The sequence below is a fragment of the Rhizobium sp. WYCCWR 11152 genome, assembly GCF_013087615.1.
GTDB classification, from domain to species: domain Bacteria; phylum Pseudomonadota; class Alphaproteobacteria; order Rhizobiales; family Rhizobiaceae; genus Rhizobium; species Rhizobium indicum.
In genome coordinates, this window is sequence record NZ_JABFCP010000003.1 from 188,017 (window position 1) to 207,620 (window position 19,604).

Here is a 19,604-nt window from a genome sequence, read left to right on the forward strand (position 1 = left end):
GGGAACGATGTTGCGCGCCGAAGGAAGGGCCTATGGCATCAGCTGGCCGCCATTGACCTCGATGATCTGGCCGGTGATGTAACCCGATAGCGTCGGCGAGGCGAGGAAGAGATAGGCGCCGACGCAATCTTCCGACGTGCCGACAAACCCCATCGGGATCGACTTGCGCTGCAGCTCCATCTGCTCGTCATTGGTATAACGCTCGTGGAACGGCGTGGCGATGACACCCGGTGCCACCGCGTTGACGCGGATCCTGTCGGCGACGAATTCCTTGGCGTGACCACGCGTGATCGTCGAGACGAAGCCCTTTGATGCCGCATAGAGGATCGCACCATTGCCGCCGCCATTGCGCGCGGCGATCGAGGTGGTGTTGATAATGAAGCCACCCTGCTTCTTCAGCCAGGGATGCGCCGCACGCGTTGCCGCCAGCACCGAGCGGGCATTGAGGTCCATGACCGCGGCGTAATGCGCGTCGGTATAGTCCGAGGTCGGCTTGCGCCCCAGCATGCCGCCGGCATTGTTGATGAGCCCGTCGAGATGACCGAAGGTCTTCGCCGTCTCCTCGACGACACGCTCGGTCTCGCCTTCCCTCGACACGTCACCCTGGATCAGATGCACCGTGCCGCCGGCAGCCCGGATCTCCTCGGCAAGCTTCTCCGCCGGTTCGCGGCTGGCATTGTAATGCACGCCGACCTTGGCCCCTTGAGCGGCAAAGGCGCGGGCAAGCGCCGCGCCGATCCCGGTCGAGGCGCCAGTGATCAGTACGGCCTTGCCGGACAGGTCCGGCAGCTTGATGGATGCGAGCGATTGCGCAAGTTCGACCATGGCGACGATTGCCTCCCGAAAAACCAAGGACATAGGTGATGAAACGAATATGAGAAGTCTTATCAGGGGAACTCGACCAAGGGCAATGCACGAAAGCGGGAGATATGGTGCCTAGTCCCGACCAGCGGGATTGAGTTCCCGAGAGAGATCGACAAGTGTCGCGCCCCGGCCTGGCAAAGTTTCCTTGCTGCTTTCGATATAAGGGCCGTAAGCATCTAGGAAAGACTGCACGGTATCATTGAAGAAGACCGCGGTTGTTTCCTTGGAGCAGAGCGACGCGCTCACGCAAAGACCAAGCCGGTTGAAGAAATAGACGACCTCCCTAACCTGCTCCTGGTGCGCGGGCTCCTGCGCGATCCGACGGTTAAAGGACTGCAGAAGGTTGTCCCTAGCGTGTCCGCTCGTCTCGGCCGTCCTCCTGTCGGCGGGCGGGACCGTCTCGATGAACGCCGTATAGAACTTACGAAGTTCACCATAGGCTTGCCGATAGCCCTGCGTTTCCCATGTCTCGATGAGAGTGAGCGTATATTTCGTGCGTTCGGTCTCCTGGCTCTCGCGGTACTCGAAGACCGCCCAAAAGATACCCCCCACCGCGCCGACGAAGGTCACTACGGTGACAATGCTGCTCAGAAGCGACCAGCCGGCATCCGAAACGTGGAAGAAAGAGAGCCCGACCCGCCGCTTGGATGATGGCTGGCTCATGGCTTGCAGTTCTCGACCAGATCGAACCGCACCGACGGATCGATCGTACCTTCGTGCCCATCCAGCAATCGCTTGAGGCAAATAAGGCTTGCCTCATCGAAAATGTAGACCGAGCGTAGCTCACGCTGGTTCCGCGCGCTGGATTCACTTCCGGCTGGTAATAGCCCGGGCATCCGATCAAGACCGCGTCGTTCGCGTCCGTCGTCCCCGGCGCAGGCGGAGAGATCGACCTCCGCATTGCTCGTTTCCGCGCTTCGAGCAGTTGAAAGAAACTTTTCATAGTCCTGACGGAAGCAATTTGCCCGCACTCCATCCAGCTCGACGACCTCGTCGCAGATGAGGCACGCAGCAAGGGAGGCCGCCGGAGGCAGAAGCAGCATGGCAACGGTTAGGACCGCAACCGCTTTATACGCGTCGCGAAATCTAAAAGAGGGCATAGTCTCCCACCAGTCGGCTGTTGATGATCCAGGGTGTCTGCTTGCCGTCGCTCGCCGCGAAAACCAGCGTCTTGACGCCGCGATACAGTTCGGAGGCCTCAATGCGACCATTATGGTTGTGGTCATAACGATCGCGTTCCTTTCCGAGGACGGTAACGATCGCGTTGGTGAACAGGCCCCCGACCTCGCGCCGCCCGAGCGACTCCTGCCGCCCTTTCGCAGCGGCGAGAACGGTGAGATTGGATCTGAGGGCAGCGAGGCTGTTGGCGAGATCGTCGTTGGTGGTGAAAGACCCGGTCCCCGCGGCGCCCGAGTGGCAGGCATCAAGAAGGATGGTGATGCGCGCCTCGGTCCTTTCGAACAGCGCGGCCAGCCGGTCGAAAGGCAAGGCTGTGTGTTCGAGATCCGTTGGATCGGTGGCCGACGTCGCGAAATAGAAACGCCCATTGCGATCCTGCATGCCATGGCCGGCCAGAAACAGGACCGCGTGGTCCCCACGGGCCAGCCCGTCCAGCAGTCGCGCCGTCGCCTCCAGTATGGCCTCGGGCGTGGCACGCCTGTCCTTCGGCCCTACCTCGCCGCGGAACGGTGGCTCTTTGCCAAGCGGCTCGGTCAGCGTTTCGAGCACCGTGCCTGCATCGCGCAGAGGGTAGTTGAGCGAACGGAGGCGCTCATCCTCGTAAGTGTTCACGCCGATGACGAGCGCGCGGGTGACCGCACGGCGCGCAAGAGGCTCGCCGAGATCAGCGGATACCGGGAGGCTCGCCAGGCCCGCAGAATTGAATCCGATGACCGACACCCAACGCGCGTCCTTGAGCCTCTCGAACGACACTGCATTTGCGACGGTGGCCGCATCAACCGTTTCGGTCAGCACACCGTCCTGAAAAACGGACATATGCACCGTCTCGGCCGGATCGAAGTGCAATACGGCTCTTACGCGACCGCCGTTTTCCTCGAGCGCGATCTCGCCTGTCAACGACGGCGGTACGCCCACCTCGGAGACGGCCTGCGGCGTCTGCCCGCGATCAAGGACAGCGCGCGCCAGATCTGGAACCAGGCGCGCCGTGCCAAACCGGTCGAGACTATACTGTCCAACCCTACCGGGAAACTTCAGATCGATGAGGGCGGCGGCCTCGGCTGTCGCGTCGTAAAAGTAGTCCTTGGTCCAGACCGCGATCTCGTCGTCGGCGATGCGCCCGGACAGGAGCGACTGCCTATCGTCTAGAATGGCGTGAATATAGAAGTTGCCGTCAGAATTAAGTTGCACCGCATGGCGACGGTCTTTCGTCAACCAGGCCTCGACGAGGAGGTCGCCATTCGGAAGATTCTCGCCGATCCAGAGGAATTTCTGCGTTGCGCGGTCACGCACGGTAATGACGCCGTTGCCGGGCGCATAGGTCAGCAGAAGGTCGTCATTGGCTTTGATACGAAAAGAGTGCTCGTACCACAGACGATGGGCATTGTTTTCGAAGAAAAATGCGCCTTCCGCCTGAAGTGCCGCACTCGCCGCCGGCGCGGGGCGCGCGATATCCATGACGTAAAGGGCAGCATAGGGCCTGAGGCTCCCGAACGTCGCGCCCGCGACACACTCCGCACGCGCCACCCATACTGCCCCGCGAGACGTGCGGACCGTCGAGACCTCGACAACATCGCGAGGCGCTAACAGCGAGCCCGTGCCCCCCGTGTTCGAGGATTCTCCGAGCAGAAGATGTTCACAGTCGGAGATCGGACCCTCGTCCCCGACGGGCAGAGCCCAGTCGAAGCGCCAGCCCGCACGCTCCGCCTCGCGGCGGAAGCGCCCCATCGCCTCTGCGGATCGTTTCAGCCGCTTGTCACGATCAAGCGCGTGAAGGTCGCTATTCTCACCTGCCGCGTAGGACGCGACGAGGCGTTCACCGTCGACCATTGGATCGAGCGCGACGCCGAGGCGCAAGAGTTGTTCGGGCAAGGCTGCGGCGAGAGGTGTGTCGTTGCCGGCTCTGATGGAGCCTTGGTCGTTCGATGCCACGGCCGTATCGATCATGACTGCCTGAAGCTCAATTTTGCCCAATGTGCGCGACAGGCTCTCCGTAAAATCGCGGGGGCGGCGGCTGTCGGCGTCCGCGACCTCCCAGTCTTCCCAGGTACTGGTCGTCTTGAAGCCGCCGGCAACATCGAATTCCCGAGCGACACTGACGGGCGACACCATGCCAAGCGACCAGAACATATGAAAATGAAGGGGAATGGTCTCGCCACCTTGAGAACTGTAAGCGCCGGAGGAATTTGCCGTCGAGGCGTAATCCGGGTTCTGGAGCGCACCAACGCGGTAGCCGGCGCCACCCCAGATGGCGTAGGCGGCATTCTCCAGATCGATCGCCACGCGCGTCTGACCGCGTTCCGCGGTGCAACAAGACGGCCCGGTAATCTGCTCCCGTATGCGCAAATGATCACCGAAGGTGGAGGAAAAATTCACCTCCGCCCAAGGCGCGAGCGTGGTGAAGACGACACTGTCGCCGAGCGCCCAGCGAAGGTCGCCGGCATCCGCTGTCGCAGCCGTATGCCCATCGACCATGTCGACGATGTCGAGCCGGCCATTATGCTCGACGCCGATGAAGCGGTGGGTCGGCGAGATCTGGAGGTGTGTGCCTGCCCGCTCGACGATTTCCGTCCCGCTTGCCGTATCCAGCAGAAGAAAGCGGGTTTCGTTGAGGAGGATGCGGCGGGAGAATTTAGGGACATCGATACTATGTGTGAACGCCGCGCGGCCCTCTGCGGTGTTGAGGACGATCTCGGCGGGCGCCGGTGCGATTTCGAGCCGCTCTGACTCTTCCTTCAGAACGATCTCCTCCTCGCAGGCGCGCAGATAACCCACTAATGAGACGGATAGGGTCAATGGCCCGGCTTGCAGCGGAATGGTTGAAACTGAACCACTCGCTGCGGCGCCACGCGTCGCCAGAGCGACCATGGCGCGTGTCTTGCCGAGACCGGTTTTCATCGCGAACGGATTGGGTGCGTCAGGACCCAACGCGACATGCCCCTTGCCTTTAAAACGGACGGGCTGTTCTGCTTTGACCATGAACCAAACCGGTATGCGATCTTCGAGCGTGTTGCCCGACCACTCGATTTCAAAACTGTTCCCGGCGCGGAGCGGTCCCTGATGCGGCAGTGTCCATTGGAATTTTTCGGCCAGGCGCCGGAGCGTCTCCTTCTCCTCGTCGCATGACCCGCCGAGCCTGCCAGCCGCTTGTTTCACGCGGACCTGGAAGCTTTCCAGCGTGTCGCCCTCTCGCCACCCGACCGCTCCATCCACGATCGGTCCCGCACCGCGGGTGGGTGGAGGTGCTAAACCCGCTTTCCGGCCGTCGAAAACGCCGCTCTTTGCGGCTGCGTAGGGTTTGGGCGAGCCCTTTTCGGACTTCAGGAAACATACCCCGCCGCTCGGGTTGAACGTATAGGCCCGACACATGTCGGTTTCCGAGCAGATCGCGATGCAGTGGCCTTCCGTCAGGCCACGCAGAAGCGGATCGGCCAGCCCTTGTCGAATGTCATCGCCGCCAAGATCCGTATTCGGCTGCGAAGTCCACGTTCCTTCGGACACGGTGACCTCGGCCAGTTCGTCGGCAAGGCGGGCGAACTGCCCAGGGAAGGGATCCTGGCCGCTACGGAGCCTGGCGAGGAGGGTAGCACATGCCTTTCCAACCCGGTCGTACTCGGGGCCGAATTGCGCGAGACCGAAGGACATCGACCATGTCCCCAACTTGAGGTTCAGCGACCGCCCGGAGGAAAGGCGGGCGATGAGCGCTGCATCACGAGCGGCATCGAGGACCGGTCTCTTGCGGATGCCATCGAGAGGAAGCATTGCCTCAGGGCCCCGATCCACCGTCAGTCCGGCGCTTGAGACCGACTGGGTGGAGTAACCCGCCACCTCTTCGAAATCAAGGACCACACCGGCTTCGGCATCGCAGACAAGACGAAGGCAGACTTTGCTGTAGCCGGTGGAGGCGCAGATTTTGCTGCCGATCCCGGTGTCGTCCGGCTGCCACGGTGGCAAGACCGCATCGCTGACAACCGGGCCTGTCCTATGGGAGAGCTCCTCCTCCATGTTGACGGCATGTGCTTCGCGGATCGATGCCGGGGCTTCCCAGCTCCGATCCGCCGCCCAGGCCGCCATCGCAGCCATGGTCGCTTGGTCTGTCTGCCCATTCACCGGCCCAGAATAGTAGCCGAGCCGTGAGAGGGCCGTTTGAACGCGACGAACAGTCCCATCTTCTGGACCAGAGCTTGGACGATCCTGTTCTGCAACCTGTCCCTGCCCGCGTTCAGCTTCCAGGGAATTGAGATGCGCGACACGGAGGGTTGTTGGAGCCTCCCATCCCCGGTCGCGTGCCCACGCTATAACCGAACTCCACGTCTCGACCCCGGCATCTCCGTCGATCGGACCATGATAGTAACCGAGCGCTTCCAGGGCACGCTGCAGGCGTTGCACTTGCGATCTTGTCAGCTGCGACCGAAGAGTCGGTATCGGTTTAGACGTTCGGCGACCAGCATCTGGCGGCGCGGCATCACGCGTGACGCCGTCGGTCAAGCTCCTGATGACGTCAAGTGGAGACTGCGCCAGAGCCGGCTGCGACAGCAACATGACACATGCCAGAGCAATCCCTATGACCCTCATTGCTGCAGCATGGCCCCCAGCCAAAAGTTAATAAACAGTATACTGCCGAAGAACTGAGGGTTCCTCAAGTGAATATTTAAGGATTGGTGCGTCTTAGCGGTTACTTCCCTAGCAGAGAGCGTCGCCGCATCGTCCGCTACTACACCAACACGAACTCTACTTTTGCGTGAATCAAGTTATTCCTTGCCTTGTAACGCTTTGTTCTTTCGCCATCCAGAATGGCACACAAGCCAGCGAATCTGAATGATCGCGGTCCGGCGTCCTCGTCCATTTGTTACGGTGGAGGCGAATGTGCAGCCTGCGGTGTTGGCGACTTGGCGGCAAAAGTCGCGAAGATGCGAAAACCTTGAGTGGGCGTCGTCACCGACGTCCACTCTCGATACTGCTCGTGAGGACTGTAAGGCGCCTGTTACGGCGCCATGCCGAACGCCGGCTGCGGTTTCTGGCGGGCGAGAGGCGGGAACGCGAGCGCTATCGCCGCAGCCCCCAGCCCGACCATCGCGGAGCCGATGAACAGCCAGGAATAATTGGCGAAGGTGTCGAATATCCAGCCGCCGATGAGAGGGCCGAAGGCCATGCCGAGGCTGGAGAGCATCGTCGCCGCACCGAAGACCGTGCCGATGATACGAGGCCCGAAATATTCACGCGCCAGCACGGCATAGAGCGGCATCACACCGCCATAGGCACTGCCGAAGACGATTGCGAGCGCGTAGAATTCGCCGAGCTGGCTGACGAAGAGATAGGACGCAAGGGCTGCCGCCTGCACCAGCAGGCCGGCGACCAGCACCGGCTTCACCCCGATCCTGTCGGCAAGGCTGCCATAGAGCAATCGGCCGCCCAGTCCCGCCAGGCCCTCGACGCTGTAGATGCTGACGGCCGCCATCGGTGCGACGCCGCAGATCGTCGCATAGTTGACCATGTGGAAGATCGGCCCGGAATGCGCCGCACAGCAGGCAAAGAAGGTCAGGCCAAGCACGATGAATTGCGGCGATCGAAAGACTTTCGACAGTTGCGGCCGGGCGCCGTCGGCCGCGAACTCGGCTCCGGTGTCAGTGGTCTCGGCCGGCGGACGCCTGACCAGCAGAGCGGCCGGCACGAGCAGCACCCAGGCGGCAATGCCGATGATCAGCATGGCCGGCCGCCATTCATAGGCCGTGATCAGCCAGCGCGCGAAAGGTGAGATGGTCATCGGCGCAACGCCCATGCCAGCGGAGACCAGCGACACCGCAAGGCCGCGGTTTTCGTCGAACCAGGCGGTCGTCGCCGCGATCATCGGCGCGAAAAACGTGCTGGCGGCCAATCCGACAAGGATGCCGTAGGTCAGTTGAAACTGCAGCAGGGTCTCCGCCCGGCTCGCCAGCACCAGCGCCAGGCCGAGCAGCACGGATCCTATCATCACGACCACGCGCGGGCCGAAGCGGTCGCTTGCAGCCCCCCAGAAGAAGCCGCCGAAACCCATGACGATGAAGTTCAGCGTCATCGCGCTCGCTATGCCGACATGCGACCAGCCGGTCGCCGTTGCAATCGGCTCCTGGAAAATCGCCAGCGAGAACATCGCGCCGAGCGCAACGCATGTCATCAATGCGCCCGCAGCGACGATGACCCAACGATAGGAAACACCCATGGCTTCATAACCTCCATGCCGACAGAGTGATCACGACGCATGCGGCAAGCCTACCGTATTTCGCGCCTGCGATCTCAAGACGTTTGAACCGCCACGATTTCGACAGCGCCCTTCCATCTTTTTTCCGTGCACCAACGATGGTGGTCTCGTATCGTGTACGGGCATTGCTCGATATTAAGTCGATGCTAAAATGGGGCATTGAACGGCAGCCAATCGAGGCGCGCACCCTCGCCTGCCAGCTGAGGGGAATTTTCAAGTAACATCAAACGTTCGATTTTGTGACGACCTTGAGGGAGGTGATCATGATGCGAATACGCCTGGCGTGCCTGTCCATGCTCGTGTTCACCATTATCGGGTCCCTTGAGGCGGCCGCCGCTGAAGGCGGCCGGCGGCTGGCGCTTGTTATCGGAAACTCGATTTATGAAGCCGCCGGTGCGCTCCCCAATGCCGCGCGCGATGCGCGGGCGTTCGGGGCTTTCTTATCCACCCGGGGTTTTGATGCAGACATCGTCGTCGATGCGAACCGCAGTCAGCTTGCGGAAGCCGTCACGCGTTTTTCGCGCAAGATCACGGCCGACGACGTAGCACTTTTCTACTACGCGGGACACGGCATGCAGCTTCGCGGGGAGAACTACCTCGTCGCCACCAACGCTCGGCTTACGAGCGAATTCGACGTCGCTGCAGAGACGCTCGCTCTGGAAGACGTGGTACGGGCAATGGAAGGGAAAGCCAAGATTGCCCTCGTCTTCCTGGACGCCTGCCGCAACAATCCGCTGGCCAACCGTCTCAACGAGGAGATCGAGGGAGCAACCAGAAGCCTTGCGACGCGGGGGCTGGCGCCGATAGAAACGGAGAGCGCAGGCACCATGATTGCTTTCGCGGCCGCGCCCGGACAGGTCGCAGCTGACGGGCGTGGCGAGAATTCCCCTTTCACCGCAGCGCTGGTGAACCATCTGGCGAGCCCGGGGATTGAAATCGGCACCGCGTTCAAGCGGGTGATCCGCGATGTTCGAACAGCGACCGACGGCAAGCAGTCGCCGCAGATCCTGTCGTCCCTTTCGCTCGAATTCTATTTCGCGCCTGCCCCGCAGCAACCGGAGCAGCCGCCTGTCGCCACGCCGACGATCGATCCAAAAACATTGGAGGCCGAGGCAGATTTCCAGAAGGCCTTGCGTATCAATACGCCACGCATCTGGACGTTCTTTCTCGCAAAGCATCGCAGCGGCGAAAAGGCCGATGTCGCCCGGCAGATGCTGTCGGTGATGCAGCCCAATGCCGTTGCCTCCGTGTTGTTCCCGACGCCGGAGCAACGCGAGAACGAACTTACTCTCGACACGGCGAAGAGAAGCGAGATCCAGTTGGCGCTCGCCGCAAAGGGCTTCGGCACGGGGAACGCCGATGGCGTATTTGGTGCGCAGACCCGCAGGGGCATAACCGACTACCAGAAATCCGCCGGCATTACTGCCACGGGTTACTTCAATGAACCGACGGCAAAGGCGCTCGGGATTGACGTGGTCAGGGCCGCAGACGGTCTCTATTCCTCGCCCACGGCGCGGCGGTATCTGCGGAAGGATTTCGAAGGGCTGGAAACAGATGAGCGTGTCTGGAAGGTCATCGACTGCGCTCCATGGGAGGAAAAGGTCTACGGTTCGCTCCAAGGGCATATGTACGCGGTGATGTATTCGCAATCGACAACGTGGAAATTGGCGGATCTGGCGGCCAAGCGCTGCGGCGGGCATCTGGCGACGATCACTTCGAAAGAGGAGAACGATTTTATCGTCTCGCTCTTCAGCAAGGACGACCGCCTCGTCGATTCCGAATATGACGCATCCCGGAACGAGACAAGCAGGCATGGACCGTGGATCGGCTTGATCCAGGACGAAAGCGGCCGGGAGCCCAAAGGAGGCTGGCGCTGGATAACCGGCGAGGCAATGATGTTCACCAAGTGGCTGCGAGACATGCCGAACGAACACAAGCCGGGCGACGATTTCGCCATGTACTACACCAATGTTTCCGGCAAACGCGATCCGAAGGAATTGGGGGTCAACAGCTGGGACGACATGGGTCCATCGAATTCGTCGCACAGCTTGGTGATCGAATTCGAATAATCACATATCCTCGCGCAGTTGCTCTGGTGTCTGCAGTTCGGCGGAGACGGCCTGTTCGGCCAAGCTGACGCCGAACAGGCGGTTCATGCGGCCAGGCTAATCGGGTTATGAGCGATCACGACGAAGCGAGTTTCCGTGGAGGTGATCTGGTCTCCGAAGCTAGCTCAATCCCAGCCTCTGAAACAGTTCGGCCGGTGCACCGTACCGTTCGATAACTTGCCGCATAAGACGCAGCATTCGTTCCCGCTCTTCGGGCCGGTCTTGCCAGAGGTCGTGCGTTTGGCCTGGATCATTGCGTCGATTAAATAGCAGCGGCTGGCTGTCGAGGTTCCGCCGGTCTCCGGGGCCGTCGGGAGTGATGGGAATTTTCCATTGCGGCATGTCGACGCCAGGAATGTAATAGCCGTGATCGACCGGCTTGTCCTGCGGCTCGATGGTGGTTGGTACCATGGTCGAGTAGGCATAAAGCGGCTTGTCGCGATCCGGCGGCTGGATCAGCGTCCATTCTCCATCGGTGCAGCAGATGCCTTGCCCGAATGTCCCGTAAATGACGGCGTTCCGCGCGTTGCTGTTATTTCCTTTGAGAAGCGGCAGAAATGAATGCGAATGCGTCTTTCGTGGCGGCTCGAGGCCGGCGATCGCCAGGATCGACGCGAAGAGGTCGACGGTCGAGGTCAGATTTTCAATCGCGCCGCCATTGGCTTGGAAGCCGGGGTGCCAGACCAGCAGCGGAATGTTCGCATGGCTGTCGAAATGCGGGAATTGCTTGCCATAGCCGCCCCGTTCGCCGAGGTCGTGTCCGTGATCTGTAGTGACGATAACGGCCGTGTCGTCCCATAGCTGCAGTTCGTCCAGGGTGGTGAACAGCTTGCCGAGCCACCGGTCCGTCATCGTCAGTTTGGCGCCATATTGGGAGCGAACGAAGGCCAGTTCCTCGGGGCTCGCCTGGCTCATGAACTCCGCCTGACGCGCCGCATCCTGATAGGGTGGCCACAGCGTAAAGCGGTCTCGCGCCGCACCGTCGCCGTACATCGAGGCATAGGGCTCCGGGACATCGAACGGCTCATGCACGTCGAAGGACTCGACCTGCAGGAAGAACGGCTTTCCGGTCTTCGGCTTGGCGAGCCATTCGCTCGCTGATGTCATCACCTTGGCAGGAAAGAAATCGGCCTCATCCTTGAAGTTTGCGACATTCGAGAAGTAACGGTGACCATAACCCGGGCGCCATTTTTCGATATTGTGCACCCATTGCGGCAGATCTGCCTCAGGCACGAGCGGCTCCCAGAAATCCAGCTCGTGCCCTCGAATGAATTCCGCGCCCTGGAAGCTCTGGATGTAGCCGTTCGCCGACTCCTCCCAGTAGTGATAGTGATCGGTGACGATCGCGGTTGTGTAACCCGCACTCTCCAGCAGTTTCGGCAGGCGTAGGTCGAAGGGTTCGAGCGGTCCCCAAGGACGCCATTGCATGCCGCTGAACCCGGCAAAAATCTCACGCCGCGCCGGCATGCAGGGCAGGCTTCCGACAAAGTGATTGTCGAAACGCCACGCCTTTTTGGCGAAAGACTGAAGGTTCGGCGTCGCGAACTCGGTTCCGCCATAGGCCGAGAGAGCATTGCGGTTAACGCTGTCGATAAGCACGAGTATGATGTTCATGGAAGGACCTTCGATGTTCGTTCGAGGCGTTCAACCGCTACAGCTTCACTGCACCGGCCGCGAGATCGGAGACGAGCTTTCGCTGAAGCAGCATGAAAAGGACAAGTGTCGGCAGCGTCGAAATCACCGACGCCGTCATCACCAGATTCCATTGCGTGGTGTATTCGCCGAAAAAGCCGGCAAGCCCCACCGGCACGGTCTTGTTTTCGTCCGCTGTCATCAGTGTCAGGGCAAACAGAAATTCATCCCACGCCGACACGAAGGCGTTGACCGCGACCGTCACCACACCCGGCCAGGCGATCGGCAGAATGACCTTGAAGATGATCTGGATCGTCGAAGCGCCGTCGAGCTTGGCCGCCTCATCGAGATCCTGGGGAATTGTGTCGAGGTAGCCGAGCAGCAGATAGATGGCGAATGGCAGGTTCATCGCCGTATAGGACAGAACCAGGCTCAGCGGATTGTTGATCAGCCCCACGGCGAAAAACATCGAATAAAGCGGCGTGATGAGGATCACGTAGGGAAAGAGCTGCGTGCAGATCACCAGGATCAGCAATAGGCCGCGGCCGCGGAAATCGCGGTTCCGCGAAAAGCCATAGGCGGTTATCAGCGAGATGGTAACGGCCGCAACAGTCGAGATCGTGCAGACGACAAGGCTGTTTCTGAGGTAGTTCGGGAACGGCGAGTTTTGAAGGAGGGTGTAGTAGTTTTCCAGGGTAACGCTGGTGAACAGCTGAAACGTCCGGGTGAATATTTCCTTGTCCGGGCGGAAGGAAATCAGCACCACCCAAATGAAGGGAAACGCCAAAATCAGCAGCAGGCCGATACCCAGAATGACGGTGATCAGGTCCTTGGCAAACCTGATATGCCGCGCCCGATGCGCCATCGAAACATTCATGACGACGCTCCCCGTTTCCTGCGGGAGAGAACCCCGAGGTAGATGAGCGCAAAGGCGAACATCATCAAGCTCATCAGAACGCCGATGGCGGCACCCTCGCCGACGCGATAGTCGACAAACGAAACCGTATACATCTTCGTTGCCAGAACCTGCGTGTAGTCGCCCGGCCCTCCCCGCGTGGCGAGCCAGACGTAGACGAAATTGTTGAAGGTCCAGATCGTCGTCAGCAGCGCGACCACCGCGATCACGGGCTTCAGCATCGGCAGGATGATGCGCAGGTGTATCTGAAACTCGGACGCCCCGTCGATGCGGGCCGCTTCCCTCAGTTCCCTCGGAATCGACTGCAGCGCCGCGAGGAAAGTGATGATGACGAAAGGAAGCTCGCGCCAGATCAACATGGTTTCGACCGCCCCCCAGACCGTCGACGTCCTGGAAAGAAACGGAATTCCCCTGTCGATCAGTCCTGTCGACAGGAGAAACTGGTTGACCGCGCCGTAGCGGGGGTCGAGCAGCCACTTCCAGGCGGCGACGGCGACGACCGGCGGCGTTACGAAGGGGACAAGGACCAGCGACCGGACGAGCCAGCCGATGCGCCATCTGGCAAAGACCTCAGCGTTGAGAAGGATCGCGAGCGCAAGTCCGAGTGCCAGTCGAATGACGACCGTCACGAATGTCAGCAGGAAAGCCGTGTTGAACAACGCGCCGGCAATTCCTTCATCTTTGAGGACGGTGACAAAGTTGGCAATGCCGACCCACTGACCCGGCTTTCCCAGATCGAAAAGACTGAGTTCCTGAAAGCTCAGCGCAATATTGTAGAATGCCGGGCCGGCGAAAAAGATTGCCAGGATGAGCATCGCCGGCATGACCAGGCCATAAGGCTCGAAATGCCAACTCCGGAATAATCCTCGTCTTTCGACGCGCTTGGCCAGCGCGCCGTCCGGGTTTGCGGAAACAGACATTGTCAGCCCTTGCCGCGGGCGAGCAAGTCGTTGAGTTCCTTGATGATGACATCCGCAGCCTCATCAGGATTGCGCTGCCCGGAGAATACGGCGCCGAACTCGCGATTGATAAGGGCTGTCATGCTCGACACCTTGATCGGGGAAGAGATGTACCGCTCGAAGGTCTGCGCCAATGGCAGCATCGTCACATAGCCCTGCTCGGCCGGAGGAAACTGGAGCTGTGAAAGCAGCGACTTCTGCGAGGGATATTGGTTGTAGGTTTTGAAGGTCTCGGGGCCGACGAGGTATTTGACGAACTCCCAGGCCTCCTTCTGATGCTTGGTGTTGGGATTGATGCCCAGCGCACGTCCGCCAAGATGGGAGATGCGCTTCTCCGTCCCTTTCGGAATAGGTGCGGTCAGCAGGGGCTTGTCCGATTGTTTCTGGGCGGCCCTGAAGGTTTGCGGCGGAAAGAACGTGATCGCGCAATCGCCTCGGCCGAGCCCGCCGATCAGCTCGGGATCGCCCCACGCATTCACGGTGATGAGGTTTTCGGGTGCTGTTCCATCCACGAAAAACTGATTGAAATAGTTCATTGCCGCCGCCAGTTGCTGGGGCGTCACGGACACTTTCCATTTCCCCGGGCTTTCCTCCGTGACCAGGGTCGAGCCATTGCTCCAGAGGTAATAATTCACAAGCGTCCACATGCCGCTGTCGGGTGCGCTGCCTGCGGGGAAGCAGAAACCGTATTGTTCAGTTCCGCCACCTTCGGTGGTCAATTTCTTGGCAGTTGCAGCAAGATCATCCCAGCTGTCTGGAAAGTTTGAGATACCGGCTGCCTGCAGGAGATCAGGGCGATAGGCCATCGAGAATGTATCTGCCGTCCATGGCAGGCCGAAGATCTTATCGTCGAGGGTGGCGAGGTCGAGAGCCAGAAAATCGTCGGTGCCAGCTCCAGGCGCATTCGATTGGATGAGAGGACTGAGATCGAGAAGCAGCTTCGATCGCGCCAGATCACGCGTCCACACGAAAGCCAGCTGCTGAACATCCGGTCCCGCACCGGCGGGAATTTCGCGCGCCAACTGGGCAAGCGTGTCGCCGCCCGACATCGTCTCCAATTTAACCTGGACATCGGGATGACTGGAATTCCAGGCATCGACGGCGGCAATCAGGCCTTGAATTTCGGTTGGGGGATCGAATTGACGAAACGTCAGTTGGACCTTGTCCTGTGCGGCCGATGGAGCGATCGCAAAGATCATCGACGCCGCCGTCGTCGCGGCGAAAATCAGCTGTCGGCCTATGCTATTTTTAAACATCGGTTCCTCCTCCTTCTATCCCCATCCCGCGCCCCGATTTCCTTGTCGAAGGCTTATTCTTCTGTGTAGAGCGTCCGTCGAGAACGTGCCCATGAGCACGAAATTCCCTTCCATTGGGGCTTTCGCAGCACTTGGCACGCTCGAATTAGTCTACTATTGTTGTGTACAATGTGGCGCAGATGGCGCTGAGGTCAAATGCAAACATGCTATATGTTATGCATAATTCGCATAGGGAGAGAGATAGATGCGGGAGCTACGCCAATTCGTCGAAGTGGCAAACCAGCGATCGATCTCGCGTGCCGCCAAGAAGCTGAATATTTCGCAGCCGGCGCTTTCCCGGGCGATCCGGCAACTCGAAGACAGCTACGGCGTTCCGCTGTTCAACAGGACCGGAGCCGGCGTCGAATTGAGTGTTTACGGTTCAGCCCTTTATAGCCGGGCAGTGCGGATATTGCCGGCGCTCGATGAAGCGAAAGAAGAGATCGAACACCTTCAGGGTCGCGCCAAGGCCGTTATTCGGGTGGCCACCGGCGATCTTTGGGGGCTCGTGATATTGCCGGGGATCATAAAAGCCTTCAGCCGGACGCATCCGGGTGTCGTCGTCCACGTCGAGATAGCCGATGACGGCACGCGTTTCGAGGGAATGCGGCACGGCGTCTACGATCTCGTCTTCGGAACGCTCTCCTACAAATATGAAGCCGTCATGCAGGTCGAGTTCGAAACCCTGGCAAGACAGGCGACCTACATCTACTGCGACAAGGATCACCACCTGGCCAAAGCGGCAACTGTCACCCTCGATGATCTTCTGCGTCAGCGCTGGATCAGTCCCGGTTACGGAGATGATGAAGGGCCTGGTCAGCTCGAGCGTCAGACCCGAGATTTTGCCGTACGTGTGGACTCCATGCTGCAGGCTCTGTTGATCATGCAGGGTTCGCCGCTGGTGATGGCCGCCTCCAGCGGCTTTGTGAAATTATTCGATGGATTCGGGATCAGACCCGTGATGTTCCAGGACCACGGCCGGGTACAGGAATCGGGCGCAATCTATTTTCCGCGCGCACTCGAAAAATCCCCGGTCCGCGATTTCCTGCGTCTGGTGCGTGGTTCGATGCCGTTGTTGGCGTTGCCTGAATTCTCGCTCATTGAAACTGCGTGATCAAAGCGTGCGAAACATAACCAATGCGTCGACATAACCCTGCGTCGGATGAAGGAAGACACCAGGAAGCCGGCCGACGATATCGAAGCCGAGAGATTGCCACAGAAAAACCGCGCGTTCATTGCTGCTGACGACGAAATTGAACTGCATCGCCCGGAAGCCCCGCAAGCGGGCATGCTCCAGGGAATGCTCATGCATCAGCCGGGCGACGCCACGGCCGCTCGCGGCGGCATCGGTCATGTAGCCGCAATTGCAGACATGCCGGCCGCCGCCTGCCTGATTAGCCTTGATGTAATAGGTGCCGAGGATCACGCCATCCTCTTCGGCGACGAAGGTCTCGCGGTCCGGTCCCATCCAGTAGGCGAGCGCATCGGCTTCGGAGAGATCACGATCGAGCGCATAGGTTTCGCCGGCGCGGATCGTCGGACCGATGATCCTCCAGATCGCGCTTCGATCGTTCTTGTCTGCGGGTCGGATCAGCATGCCCGATCTCTAGCGAAACCGGGCGCGCCGCGCAACGGGTCAGCAGCCTCCGGCAAAAGCCGGAAGCGTCCCGGCCTCAAACCCTTTCAAGCGCTATCGCAATCCCCTGCCCGACGCCGATGCACATGGTCGACAGCGAATATTTCCCGCCGGTCTCCAGAAGCTCCAGTGCCGCCGTGCCGGTGATGCGTGCGCCCGACATGCCGAGCGGATGGCCAAGCGCGATCGCGCCGCCATTGCGGTTCACGCGTGCGTCGTCATCGGCAATCCCGAGCGCGCGCAGCACCGCCAGCCCCTGGCTGGCAAAGGCCTCGTTGAGTTCGATCACGTCGAACTGGTCCGCGGTCATGCCGAGCCGTGCCATCAGCTTGCGTGAGGCCGGGATCGGCCCGACACCCATCACCCTTGGCGGAACCGCGGCAGCCGCGCCGCCGAGGATGCGGGCGATCGGCGTCAGGCCGTATTTTCGCGCCGCCGCTTCGGAAGCGACGATCAGTGCGGCAGCCCCGTCATTGACACCGGAGGCATTGCCTGCCGTCACCGTGCCGCCTTCCTTTTTAAAAGGTGTGGCGAGTTTCGCCAGCGTTTCGATCGTCGTCGCGCGCGGATGCTCGTCCTTGTCGACGACAACAGGATCGCCCTTGCGCTGCGGGATGGTCACCGGGGTGATCTCCTTCGCCAGCCGTCCGTTTGCCTGGGCCGCTGCCGCCTTCGCCTGGCTTCGCACCGCGAAGGCATCCTGGTCTTCGCGGCTGACATGATAGTCCTCGGCGACATTCTCGCCGGTCTCCGGCATGGAATCGACGCCGTATTGCTTTTTCATCAGCGGGTTGACGAAGCGCCAGCCGATCGTCGTGTCGTGGATTTCGGCCGCGCGTGAAAAGGCCGCCTCGGCCTTCGGCATGACGAAGGGCGCGCGCGACATGCTCTCGACGCCGCCGGCGATCATCAGCTCGGCCTCGCCGGAGCGGATAGCGCGCGCCGCCGTGATCACCGCATCCATGCCGGAGCCGCAGAGCCGGTTGATCGTCGTGCCGGGTACCGCGATCGGTAGGCCGGCCAGCAGGGCCGACATGCGCGCGACATTGCGGTTATCCTCGCCCGCCTGGTTGGCGCAGCCGAAGATCACATCGTCGACGGCTTCCCAATCGACGGCGGCATTTCGTTCCATCAGCGCCTTCAGCGGGATCGCGCCGAGGTCGTCGGCCCGCACCTGGGACAGCGAGCCGGCGAAGCGGCCGATCGGCGTTCTGATATAGTCGCAGATAAAGGCTTCGGTCATGGTTTTCCTCAGAGTTTGGGGACGACGAGGTCGGCAACCGGCCCGTCGACATGCAGCGGCGCACCGGTCATGGCCTGCAATTCCTCTTGCGACATCGCGGCCAGCTTCTCGCGCAGGACGAAGCGTCCCTTGACGATGTCGATGACGGCATGGCTCGTATAGACGCGGGTGATGCAGGCGACGCCGGTCAGCGGGAAGGTGCATGCCTCCACCAGCTTCGGCTCGCCTGTCTTGGTGACGTGCTCGGTAATGACGCAGACCTGCTTGGCGCCGTGCACCAGGTCCATGGCGCCGCCGACGGCCGGCACGCCCTTGCTGCCCACCCGCCAGTTGGCAAGGTCGCCGCTCTGGGCGACCTGATAGGCGCCGAGGATCGCGACGTCGAGATGGCCGCCGCGCACCATGGCGAAGCTGTCGGCGTGATGGAAGAAGGCAGCACCCGGCTTCAGCGTCACCGCCTTCTTACCGGCGTTGATCAGATCCCAGTCCTCTTCGCCTGCCGCCGGCGGCTCGCCAAAGTTCAGGATGCCATTTTCGGTGTGGAAGATCGCCTGGCGACCGGGCGGCTGATAACGGGCGACCATTTCGGGAAAGCCGATGCCGAGGTTGACATAGGCGCCGTCGGCGATGTCCTGCGCGGCGCGCCAGGCGATCTGCGCATTGGAAAGCTTGATGTCTTCCCGGGTGTTGATGGGGCGGGTGTCGATGGTCATACGTAGGCCACTCCGGCTCGAATGAGCTCTTCTTCCTGCTGGGGATTGGGAACAGTGACGACGCGGTCGACGAAGATGCCTGGTGTCACCACCTGCTCGGGATCGATGCCGCCGGCCGGCACGATGGATGAGACCTGGACGATGGTCTTCGCCGCCGCCATGCACATCAGCGGATTGAAGTTGCGGCCGGCCTTGTTGTAGGTGAGATTGCCCTGGATGTCGCCGATCTCAGCCTTCACGATCGCGAAGTCGGCCTTCAGCCAGCGCTCCTGTACGTAATGGCGGCCATCGAATTCGGCGATGACCTTGCCGTTGGCAAGTTCGGTGCCGTAGGCCGTCGGCGTATAGAAAGCCGGGATGCCGGCCCCGCCGGCGCGGATGCGCTCGGCCAGCGTTCCCTGCGGCACGAGCTCGAGCTCGATTTCGCCGGCCAGATATTTATCGGTGAAGGCGCGCGGATCCGACGAACGCGGGAAAGAGCAGATCATCTTCCGCACCATGCCCGCATCGATCATCGCAGCGATGCCGATGCGCCCGTTGCCGGCATTGTTGTTGATGACGGTGAGGTTTTTGGAGCCCTTGTCGATCAAGGCATGAATAAGCTCGATCGGCGCGCCCGAGCCACCAAAACCACCGATCATGACGGTCGCGCCATCACCGATCTCAGAGACGGCTTCCGCCGTGCTCCCGACTGTCTTGTCCATGCGGGACCTCTCCTTGGCTATGCGATCGGGAACTGGTTCCCGTCCTTTGAGCGTCAGGGATAAAGCGCAGCGGGCCGGACGGCAACAATTTTGTGCGTTATTTGACATTTGTTCATATAT

At 60.8% G+C, this 19,604-nt stretch carries 15 protein-coding genes; 2 read left to right on the forward strand and 13 right to left on the reverse strand.

Translation table 11 applies throughout. The features are described 5' to 3' along the window. Positions 1-30 precede the first annotated feature (30 nt). The 5 genes from G9X67_RS03355 to G9X67_RS03375 form a co-directional block, all read right to left on the reverse strand. Positions 31-825: an SDR family oxidoreductase gene (locus tag G9X67_RS03355; RefSeq protein WP_003548952.1), complete on the reverse strand. Its 795-nt coding sequence runs from the start codon at positions 823-825 to the stop codon at positions 31-33. 111 nt (positions 826-936) lie between these two features. Next, a complete protein-coding gene (locus tag G9X67_RS03360; RefSeq protein ID WP_138389711.1) occupies positions 937-1,527 on the reverse strand; it encodes a hypothetical protein in 591 nt (196 codons plus the stop codon). Beyond that, positions 1,524-1,964, reverse strand: a complete 441-nt coding sequence (locus G9X67_RS03365; protein ID WP_138389712.1) for a hypothetical protein — start codon at positions 1,962-1,964, stop codon at positions 1,524-1,526. The genes G9X67_RS03360 and G9X67_RS03365 overlap by 4 nt, the downstream gene beginning before the upstream one ends. Beyond that, a complete protein-coding gene (locus G9X67_RS03370) occupies positions 1,951-6,429 on the reverse strand; it encodes a caspase family protein (protein WP_348649093.1) in 4,479 nt (1,492 codons plus the stop codon). The genes G9X67_RS03365 and G9X67_RS03370 overlap by 14 nt, the downstream gene beginning before the upstream one ends. A gap of 595 nt (positions 6,430-7,024) precedes the next feature. Continuing rightward, complete coding sequence (locus G9X67_RS03375; RefSeq protein ID WP_171598062.1) at positions 7,025-8,239, reverse strand: MFS transporter; 1,215 nt, start codon at positions 8,237-8,239, stop codon at positions 7,025-7,027. Between the two features lie 302 nt (positions 8,240-8,541). Between G9X67_RS03375 and G9X67_RS03380 the strand changes: the two genes are divergently transcribed. Then, positions 8,542-10,347, forward strand: coding sequence for a caspase family protein (locus G9X67_RS03380; protein WP_171598063.1), 1,806 nt, complete (start codon positions 8,542-8,544; stop codon positions 10,345-10,347). Between the two features lie 159 nt (positions 10,348-10,506). On the opposite strand, the gene G9X67_RS03385 is transcribed toward G9X67_RS03380, so the two are convergent. The 4 genes from G9X67_RS03385 to G9X67_RS03400 are packed head-to-tail and all read right to left on the reverse strand — an operon-like array spanning position 10,507 to position 15,149. Beyond that, positions 10,507-12,000 carry a sulfatase gene (locus G9X67_RS03385; protein WP_171598064.1) on the reverse strand — a complete coding sequence of 498 codons (1,494 nt, stop codon included), beginning with the start codon at positions 11,998-12,000 and terminating at the stop codon, positions 10,507-10,509. 37 nt (positions 12,001-12,037) lie between these two features. Further along, complete coding sequence (locus tag G9X67_RS03390; protein ID WP_138389716.1) at positions 12,038-12,895, reverse strand: carbohydrate ABC transporter permease; 858 nt, start codon at positions 12,893-12,895, stop codon at positions 12,038-12,040. Beyond that, positions 12,892-13,854 carry a sugar ABC transporter permease gene (locus G9X67_RS03395; RefSeq protein WP_171598065.1) on the reverse strand — a complete coding sequence of 321 codons (963 nt, stop codon included), beginning with the start codon at positions 13,852-13,854 and terminating at the stop codon, positions 12,892-12,894. Before G9X67_RS03395 ends, G9X67_RS03390 begins: the two co-directional genes overlap by 4 nt. Before the next feature lie 2 nt (positions 13,855-13,856). Next, on the reverse strand, positions 13,857-15,149 hold the full coding sequence (locus G9X67_RS03400; RefSeq protein WP_171598066.1) for a sugar ABC transporter substrate-binding protein: 1,293 nt from the start codon (positions 15,147-15,149) through the stop codon (positions 13,857-13,859). 244 nt (positions 15,150-15,393) lie between these two features. Between G9X67_RS03400 and G9X67_RS03405 the strand changes: the two genes are divergently transcribed. After that, the gene (locus G9X67_RS03405) at positions 15,394-16,302 is read left to right on the forward strand and encodes a LysR family transcriptional regulator (RefSeq protein WP_138389719.1); all 909 of its coding nucleotides are present in this window, start codon (positions 15,394-15,396) and stop codon (positions 16,300-16,302) included. On the opposite strand, the gene G9X67_RS03410 is transcribed toward G9X67_RS03405, so the two are convergent. The 4 genes from G9X67_RS03410 to G9X67_RS03425 all read right to left on the reverse strand — a co-directional run bounded on the left by G9X67_RS03410 (position 16,303) and on the right by G9X67_RS03425 (position 19,484). After that, positions 16,303-16,785 carry a GNAT family N-acetyltransferase gene (locus G9X67_RS03410; protein WP_171598067.1) on the reverse strand — a complete coding sequence of 161 codons (483 nt, stop codon included), beginning with the start codon at positions 16,783-16,785 and terminating at the stop codon, positions 16,303-16,305. Between the two features lie 76 nt (positions 16,786-16,861). Beyond that, positions 16,862-18,067: a 3-oxoadipyl-CoA thiolase gene (gene pcaF, locus G9X67_RS03415; protein WP_171598068.1), complete on the reverse strand. Its 1,206-nt coding sequence runs from the start codon at positions 18,065-18,067 to the stop codon at positions 16,862-16,864. A gap of 8 nt (positions 18,068-18,075) precedes the next feature. Continuing rightward, entirely contained in the window at positions 18,076-18,780 is a 705-nt protein-coding gene (locus G9X67_RS03420; protein WP_130788450.1) for a 3-oxoacid CoA-transferase subunit B, read from the reverse strand. Beyond that, positions 18,777-19,484 (reverse strand): 3-oxoacid CoA-transferase subunit A, encoded by a 708-nt coding sequence (locus G9X67_RS03425; protein WP_130705548.1) that lies wholly within the window; start codon positions 19,482-19,484, stop codon positions 18,777-18,779. Before G9X67_RS03425 ends, G9X67_RS03420 begins: the two co-directional genes overlap by 4 nt. Positions 19,485-19,604: the final 120 nt, after the last annotated feature.